At 74.9% G+C, this 7,364-nt stretch carries 8 protein-coding genes; 5 read left to right on the plus strand and 3 right to left on the minus strand.

What is annotated here, in order from left to right:
• Positions 1-54: 54 nt before the first annotated feature.
• Positions 55-1,287 carry a HAMP domain-containing sensor histidine kinase gene (locus AB0N76_RS24425; protein ID WP_363560272.1) on the minus strand — a complete coding sequence of 411 codons (1,233 nt, stop codon included), beginning with the start codon at positions 1,285-1,287 and terminating at the stop codon, positions 55-57.
• Entirely contained in the window at positions 1,284-1,934 is a 651-nt protein-coding gene (locus AB0N76_RS24430; protein WP_363560274.1) for a response regulator transcription factor, read from the minus strand. Before AB0N76_RS24430 ends, AB0N76_RS24425 begins: the two co-directional genes overlap by 4 nt.
• Positions 1,935-2,116: 182 nt before the next feature.
• Here AB0N76_RS24430 and AB0N76_RS24435 point away from each other — a divergent pair, with 182 nt between their 5' ends.
• The 4 genes from AB0N76_RS24435 (at position 2,117) to AB0N76_RS24450 (ending at position 5,794) form a co-directional block, all read left to right on the plus strand.
• The gene (locus AB0N76_RS24435; protein ID WP_363560276.1) at positions 2,117-2,644 is read left to right on the plus strand and encodes a hypothetical protein; all 528 of its coding nucleotides are present in this window, start codon (positions 2,117-2,119) and stop codon (positions 2,642-2,644) included.
• Positions 2,645-2,646: 2 nt separating this feature from the next.
• Positions 2,647-3,822: a peptidoglycan-binding protein gene (locus AB0N76_RS24440; protein WP_363560288.1), complete on the plus strand. Its 1,176-nt coding sequence runs from the start codon at positions 2,647-2,649 to the stop codon at positions 3,820-3,822.
• A gap of 80 nt (positions 3,823-3,902) precedes the next feature.
• Entirely contained in the window at positions 3,903-4,595 is a 693-nt protein-coding gene (locus AB0N76_RS24445; RefSeq protein WP_363560290.1) for an ABC transporter ATP-binding protein, read from the plus strand.
• Positions 4,592-5,794, plus strand: coding sequence for an ABC transporter permease (locus AB0N76_RS24450; RefSeq protein WP_363560278.1), 1,203 nt, complete (start codon positions 4,592-4,594; stop codon positions 5,792-5,794). Before AB0N76_RS24445 ends, AB0N76_RS24450 begins: the two co-directional genes overlap by 4 nt.
• Before the next feature lie 292 nt (positions 5,795-6,086).
• On the opposite strand, the gene AB0N76_RS24455 is transcribed toward AB0N76_RS24450, so the two are convergent.
• Positions 6,087-6,416 carry a DHCW motif cupin fold protein gene (locus tag AB0N76_RS24455; RefSeq protein ID WP_363560280.1) on the minus strand — a complete coding sequence of 110 codons (330 nt, stop codon included), beginning with the start codon at positions 6,414-6,416 and terminating at the stop codon, positions 6,087-6,089.
• A gap of 140 nt (positions 6,417-6,556) precedes the next feature.
• On the opposite strand from AB0N76_RS24455, the gene AB0N76_RS24460 reads away from it, so the two are divergent.
• A complete protein-coding gene (locus tag AB0N76_RS24460) occupies positions 6,557-7,282 on the plus strand; it encodes a hypothetical protein (RefSeq protein WP_363560282.1) in 726 nt (241 codons plus the stop codon).
• Positions 7,283-7,364 lie beyond the last annotated feature (82 nt).

A 7,364-nucleotide genomic window follows, 5' to 3' on the forward strand; every position in this document is an offset into this window, starting at 1 on the left:
GGCCCGGGTGACGGCGATCTGAGCCGTCCCCCGTGCCGCGCAGCCGGCTCGCCGTCAGAGCGGGTCGTCCCCGGTCTCCCGGCCGTCGCGCCGCGGCAGTTCGACGCGGACGGTGAGGCCGCCGTCCGGGTGGGGGGTGGCGGTGACGGTGCCGTGGTGGGTGAGGGTGATCGTGTGGACCACGGCGAGTCCCAGGCCGGAGCCGCCGGTGCGGTGTTCCGGGCCGCGCTGGAAGGGTTCGAAGAGCGCCGGGACCTCGTCCGGGTCCAGCACCGGGCCGGTGTTGGAGACCTCGATGAAGGCGAGCGTGCCGCGCGTTCCGGTGGTCATGGCGGCCGTTCCGTCGCGGTGGTTGTGCCGCACGGCGTTGGCCAGCAGGTTCAGTGCGACCTGGCGCAGCAGCGCGGGGTCGCCGGTGACCGGTGCGGGACCGAGGTCGGTGGTGACGGTGACGGCCGCGGTGGCGGCCTCGTCGGCCAGGTCGGCCAGGGCGTGTGCGGCGGTGTCGGCGAGGTCGACGGGGTGGGGTGCGAGGGTGTGGCTCTCGCCGCGGGCCAGGGTCAGGAGGGCGTCGATGAGGCGTTCGGTGCGGGCGTTGGCGTCGAGCGCCCGTCGGAGGGCGGGGACCAGGTCGGCGGGGACGCGCCCCTGGGCGAGCGGGATCTCCAGCGCGGTGCGCTGGAGGGTGAGCGGGGTGCGCAGTTCGTGGGAGGCGTGGGCGGTGAAGCGGCGCTGGGCGGTGAAGCTGTGCTGCAGGCGGTCGAGCATGGCGTCGAAGGTGTCGCCGAGTTCGCGGACCTCGTCGTGGGGGCCGGTGAGGGCGAGCCGTTCGTCCAGGGCGCTGCCGGTGCCGATGCGGCGGGCCGCGGCGGTGACCTGGTGGAGGCGGCGCAGCGAGCGGCGTGCGGCCCACCAGGCGAGCAGCGCGGCGAGGGCGGTGAAGACGGCGAGCAGCAGCAGGGAGCGGGTCAGCAGGTCGGTGAGGACGGTGTGCAGGAAGTCGTCGAAGCCCTGGGCGGGGGTGGTGAGTGCGGCGGGCACGCTGGCGGCGTCGGACGGGACGCCGGGGAGAGTGCCGGTCGCCGCGCCGGTGGAGTTGGGCTGCAGTGGGACGGCGGGGATGACGAGACCGCGGTTGGCTTCCAGGAGCTGGCGGGCGCTCAGCCAGTTCAGCAGGAGCAGGGCGCAGCCGAGGGTGGCGAAGAGCGCGGTCGTGGTCAGGGTGAGCCTGGTCCGCAGGGGAAGCGTGGGGCGGGCAGGACGAGGGCCGGTGCGGGTGCGGTTCACAGCCGGTATCCGTAGCCGGGGTCGTGGGTGATCAGCGGCGGCGGGCCGATCTTGCGGCGCAGGGAGTGCACGGTGACCCGGACGGCGGTGGTGGCGGGGTCCAGCGCCGGGTCCCAGAGGCTGTCGCGCAGCTGTTCGGTGGCGACCGGCGCGCCGTCCGCGAGCAGCAGCAGTTCCAGGACGCCGAGTTCCCTGGGCGTGAGTTTCAGCGGCCGGCCGTCACGTTCGGCGACCCTGCGCACGGTGTCGAGGCTGATGCCGTTCCTGGTGAGCACGGTGGCGCCGGCGGGGGTGCGGCGGGCCAGCGCGCGCAGGCGGGCGACCAGTTCGAGGTAGGAGAACGGTTTGGCGAGGTAGTCGTCGGCGCCTTTGCCGAGGCCGTCGACGAGGTCGGACAGGGTGCCGGCGGCGGTGAGCATGAGGATCCGGGCGGGGTAGCCGGCGGTGTCCAGGGCCCGGCAGACGGCGTCCCCGCTCAGTTTGGGCAGGTTCCGGTCCAGGACCAGGACGTCGTAGTCGGCGGCGGCGGTCATTTCGAGCGCGCGGGCGCCGTCGTGGGCGATGTCGCAGGTCATGCCCTCCGCGCGGAGGCCCTCGGCGAGCATCGCCGCCAGCTCCGTCTCGTCCTCGACGATCAGCACGCGCATCGTGTCCCACTCCGTTCGGATTCGCTGGGCGCCGCGGCCCTGGCGCTCCGGGGCCGGCCCGGAGGATCAAGGATGCCCCGGCGGGCGTTAGCCGGCGGTTAGGCGCACGCTCACCGGTGGCTCACCGGCCGGTCCGTAGAACTGCTGGGGTCAACGCCGGACCTCAGCAGGGAGAGCAGCACATGCGTACCAGGACGACCGTTCGGACCGTACTGGCGGCGACCGCCGTGGCGGCGGCACTGGTGGTGAGCGGGTGCTCCTCACAGGACGAGGCCCCTCGGGTGGCGGGCGCCGGCAGCGGGGGCAGCAGCGCGCCGCAGGACGACGACGCGGTCCGCAGGGCGTGGGTGGACTGCATGCACCAGCAGGGACAGACCGGCGTCCAGCAGGACAAGGACGGCAGCATCACCGTCCCGGCGGCCGGGACCGGCTCCGGCTCGGCCGACGACTACGAGCCCGCGGCCAAGATCTGCGACGCCAAGGTCCCGGGGATCCACCAGACCAAGCAGAAGAACAACGAGCGGTTCGTCGAGATGGCCCGCGTGTTCGTCGCCTGTGCGAGGAAGAACGGCTATCCGGACCTGCCGGACCCCGACGCCAGGACCGGCATCCTCAACATCCCCGGAGCCTCGTTCGACCGGGACAAGTGGGACGCCATGCAGCCGGCCTGCGGCAACCTCCCGATGCCCGGCTACCACATCGGCCAGTGACCATGAACCACACCGCCACCGAAACCCCCGCCGCCGACGACGCCCCCGCCGCCGCCGAGGCGCCGCCCGCCCGCACCCGCGGCCGGCGCCGCAAGGCCGTCGTCTCGCTCGCCCTGGTCGCCGCGATCGCCGGCGCCGGCGCGCTGTCCGCCACCCGCCCCTGGGAGCACCGTGCCTCCTCCGCCGGGCAGCCGTCCCTCGGCCACGGCACCGTCGTGGTGCAGCAGGGTTCGCTGTCCAGCGGCATCCAGGTCGGCGGCGTACTCGTCCACGACGCGCCCACCCCCGTCGTCGCCGCCGGCCGCGGCACCCTCACGGCCCTTCCGGCCGTGGGCTCCGTGGTCGCGGCGGGCGCGAAGCTGTACGAAGTCGACGGCCGGGCCGTCGTGTTGCTGCGCGGGGAGCGGCCGATGTGGCGCGATCTCGGCCCCGGGGTCGGCGACGGCCCCGACGTCGGCCAGCTCAAGCGGAACCTGATCGACCTCGGTTACGCCGACGGAATCGGCCTGGCCGCCGACCGGAAGTTCACCGAGGGCACCGTCATCGCCGTCAAGCGCTGGCAGAAGGCCCTCGGCGTGGAGCAGACCGGGACCGTCGCGCTCGGCAGCGTCGTCATGCTGCCGCAGCGGGCCGTCCGGGTGCAGCAGCTCGGCGCCCAGCTCGGCTCGGCCATCGGCACCACCGCGATCATGACGGTGAGCGGTACCGACCTCGTCGCCACCGTGAAGCCCGCCGACAACCAGCTGTCCCGGTTCAAGCCCGACGGCCGGGCGGTGGTGAAGCTGGCCGACGGCACCACCGTCACCGGGCGCATCCGCTCCCTGCAGCGGGAGAGCGCGGGCGGCGGGGACGCCGGTCCGGGAGGTTCCGGCGGTGGCGCCGGTCCGGAGAGGACCACGGTCACCGTCACGCTGGACGACCAGGCAGCGGCCCAGCAGGCCGGGCCCTCCTCGGTGACCGTCAACGTCGTCGGCGAGACGGCCGACGACGCGCTCATCGTCCCCGTCACCGCGCTGGTCGCCCTGGACGGCGGAGGCTACGGCGTCCGGGTCGTCGACGGTGCCGGCGAGGATGCTCCCACCCGGCTGGTGAAGGTCCGGCTCGGCCTGGTCGCCGACGCCAAGGCGCAGATCACCGGCGACGTCCGCGGCGGAGACCGGGTGGTGATCCCGAAGTGACACCCCACCACCCGCCCGCCGAACCCGCGGCGAGGCCTTCGGCGAGGTCCTCGGCGGCGACCGGTGCGGGGCATCCCGTCCTGGAACTCACGGGCGTCACCAAGGAGTACCCCGGGTCGCCGCCGCTGCGCATCCTGCACGGCATCGACCTCACCGTCACCCCCGGCGAACTCCTCGCCGTCGTCGGCCCCTCCGGCTCCGGCAAGTCCACCCTCCTGGCCCTGCTCGGCTCACTCGACCGCCCCAGCACCGGACGGCTGCGCTTCGAGGGCCGCGACCTGGCCGACCTCTCCGACCCCGAACTGGCCGCGCTGCGCGCCCACCGGATCGGCTTCGTCTTCCAGCAGTTCTTCCTGCTGCCCGGACTCAGCACGGTCGAGAACGTCGCCACCGGCCTCCTCTACAGCGGCGCCCCCGCCTCCCTCCGCCGCGCCGACGCCGCCCGGGCCCTGCGCGAGGTCGGGCTCGGCCACCGGCTCGACCACCGCCCCGACCAGCTGTCCGGCGGCGAGAAGCAGCGCGTCGCCATCGCCCGCGCGCTCGTCGGCCGCCCCGCGCTGCTGCTCGCGGACGAGCCCACCGGCGCGCTGGACAGCGTCTCCGGCGCGGCCGTCGTCGACCTGCTGCGCACCCTGAACGCCAACGGCACCACGGTCGTCGTGATCACCCACGACCGCGAACTGGCCGCCTCGTTCCCCCGGCGCATCGGCATCCACGACGGCCGCATCGACTTCGACGAACGCCACCCCGACCCCGTGGGAGCCGGCCTGTGACCCTCCACGAACACCGCCCGCGCCGCAGCCGGCTGCGCCCGACCGACCTGCTGCGCCTGGGCATGATCGGGCCGCGCACCCGCAAGATGCGCTCCGCCCTGTCCGCGTTCGGCATCTGCCTGGGCATCGCCGCCGTCATCGCGGTCACCGGCATCTCCTTCTCCAACCAGGCCCACCTGCTGGCCCGCCTGGACCAGCTCGGCTCCAACCTGATCACCGTCTCCCCCGGCAAGGGCGCCGACCAGCGGTTGGTCCCGCTGCCGCCCACGGCGGAGAAGATGCTCGCCGACATCGCGCCGGTCCAGCAGGTGACCGCGACCGGGGGCACCCAGGCGCAGGTCTACCGCAACGACCTCGTCCCGCAGCAGCAGACCGGCAGCCTCACCGTGCTGGCCGCCCGGCCCAACCTGCTCGACGTCCTGCGCGCCACCGTGCGCAGCGGACGGTGGCTCGACGCGGCGAGCGAGAACCTGCCGGTGACCGTGCTCGGCGACCAGGCCGCCCAGCGGCTCGGCGTCACCGCCGCCGGCGAGCGGGTCTGGCTGGGCGGACAGTCGTTCCTCGTCGCCGGGATCCTGGCCCCGAACGAACTCGCGCCCGAGATCGGCACCGCCGCCCTGGTCGGCTGGCCCGAGGCCACGGCCCACCTGGGCGCGGACGGCACCGCCGCCACCGTGTACCTCCGCTCCCATCCCGAGCGCGTCCCCGACGTGCAGGCCGTTGCCGCGGCCACCGCCAACCCGGCCGGCCCGAACACCGTGGCCGTCAGCCGCCCCTCCGACCTGCTCGCGGCCCGGGCCGAGGCGAAGAGCGCCCTCACCGGGCTGGTCCTCGCGCTCGCCGCGGTCGCCCTGCTGGTCGGCGGTGTCGGCATCGCCAACACCATGGTGGTCAGCGTGATGGAACGCCGCGGCGAGGTCGGACTCCGCCGCGCACTGGGCGCCCGGGGCGGGCAGATCGCCGTCCAGTTCCTGCTCGAAGCCGTGCTGATGGGCCTCATCGGCGGCCTCGCCGGCCTGTTCCTGGGCGGCCTCACCGTCTACGGCTACGCCCTCGCCCAGGGCTGGCCCGCCTCCATCCCGCTGCCCGTCCTCGTCGCCGGACCGCTGGTGTCGGTCCTGGTGGCCGCCGCCGCCGGAATCTACCCGGCCCTGCGCGCGGCCCGGGCCTCCCCCACCGACGCCCTGCGCTCGACCTGACCACGGACCGGGCCGAAGGCGGTACGGGGCGTCCACCGTCCCCGTACCGCCGGGGCCCGGCCCGTCCGCCGGCACCGGCACCCGGGTACGCCCGCTGCCCGTCACACCCGCGCCGCCGGGATCCGCTGTGTCCGGCCGGAGCCGGCGCCGCGGCACTCCTCGACGGGGCGACTCCGGGGCGCATGCGGGGATGCGGTGGGCCGGCACGCCCAGCGCGTCCCGGATGGCGAGAGGGAGTTGCTGCGGGCCGGGTGGGCCGAGTGGGCGGGTGGGGCCGGTGTCCCGGGCCGCCTCAGTCGACGACGAAGAGGCGGGCGCCGCCCGTGGTGCTGGAGCGGTGGGCCTCCATGTCGTCGCCGACCTGGTAGCTGCTGCCGGCCTCGATGGTGACCACCTCGCCGGTCGAGAGCTCGGTGGTCAGCGTGCCCTCCAGGACCAGCAGGACGTGCCCCCGGCTGCACCAGTGGTCGGCGAGGTAGCCGGGGCTGTACTCGACCATGCGCACCCGCACCTTGCCGAACTCGCGGGTGCGCCAGGTCGCGGTCCCCGTCTCACCCGTGTGCTCGGTGGGCGGAACTGACGACCAGTCGGTGATGCCGAAATGTATGCCGTTCATGTCCATGGGGGGAGACGATATCCGCGCGGCGCCCCGAGGTTCGGGCGGCGGGCCATCCGGCGCAACGCCTGGTGCGCGGTCCACCATGGACATCGAGGATGGTGCGTGCACATCCCATGAATGTCCGAGCTACGGAGGAAACCTCGATGTCGTCCGTCCCGACCCCGACGCGCCGTCGGCGGCCCGTGGCCACGGTGGCGGCCTGTGCCACCGTACTGGTCGCCGCCACGAGCACGCTCGTCACCGGCACCACCACCGCCCACGCCACCACCGGCGTCCGCACCTTCACGCAGACCGGCACCTTCACCGTCCCGGCCGGCGTGACCGGCCTGCTGATCGACCTCTGGGGAGGCGGCGGCGGAGGCGGCGGCGGATCGCGCGTGCCCTGCGGCGGCGGAGGAGGCGGGGGCGGGGGCGGATACGTGCACGGCGCGATCACCGTGTCCCCCCAGCAGGAGGTGGCCATCACCATCGGCACGGGCGGTGCCGGAGGCGCGATCGACGGCGACGGCTCCGTCGGCACCGGCACGGCCATCGCGATCGGGTCGACGACGCTCGCCACCGCCGACGGTGGCGGCGGGGGCTACGCGCCGTTCGGGGGCATCGGCGGCACACACGGCAGCGGCGGCGCGGGGGGACTCGGCACCGCCCCCGCCGAAACCGTCCAGGGTGGCGGCGGCTACGTACGCCCCGGCAGGGTCGGCGGGGCCTCGGACTCCACCGGCTCCGGCACGGGCAGTGGGCCCGCGAACCCCGACGCTGTCGCCCCGGGCTACGCGACCGGCGGACCGGGCGGTGACTGCAGCTTCACGGCCGCGAGACCCGGCATGGCGGGAGCACCGGGCTACGCGATCGTCCATTGGTCGTTCTGACGGTCCGTCCCCCGACCCCAGGACCACCCCGATCCCCGTTCGGGGCGCCGCCACCGTGGCGGCGCCCCGAACGGGCGGGGCG

The organism is Kitasatospora sp. NPDC093806 (genome assembly GCF_040683335.1).
In the GTDB taxonomy this organism is placed as follows: Bacteria; Actinomycetota; Actinomycetes; order Streptomycetales; family Streptomycetaceae; genus Kitasatospora.

Bases quoted from the DNA above. Each gene is read 5' to 3' on its own strand.
- AB0N76_RS24430 (WP_363560274.1), bottom strand. From the start codon at position 1,934: ATGCGCGTGCTGATCGTCGAGGACGAGACGGAGCTGGCGGCGATGCTC.
- AB0N76_RS24460 (WP_363560282.1), top strand. From the start codon at position 6,557: ATGTCGTCCGTCCCGACCCCGACGCGCCGTCGGCGGCCCGTGGCCACG.
- AB0N76_RS24440 (WP_363560288.1), top strand. From the start codon at position 2,647: ATGAACCACACCGCCACCGAAACCCCCGCCGCCGACGACGCCCCCGCC.
- AB0N76_RS24455 (WP_363560280.1), bottom strand. From the start codon at position 6,416: ATGGACATGAACGGCATACATTTCGGCATCACCGACTGGTCGTCAGTT.
- AB0N76_RS24435 (WP_363560276.1), top strand. From the start codon at position 2,117: ATGCGTACCAGGACGACCGTTCGGACCGTACTGGCGGCGACCGCCGTG.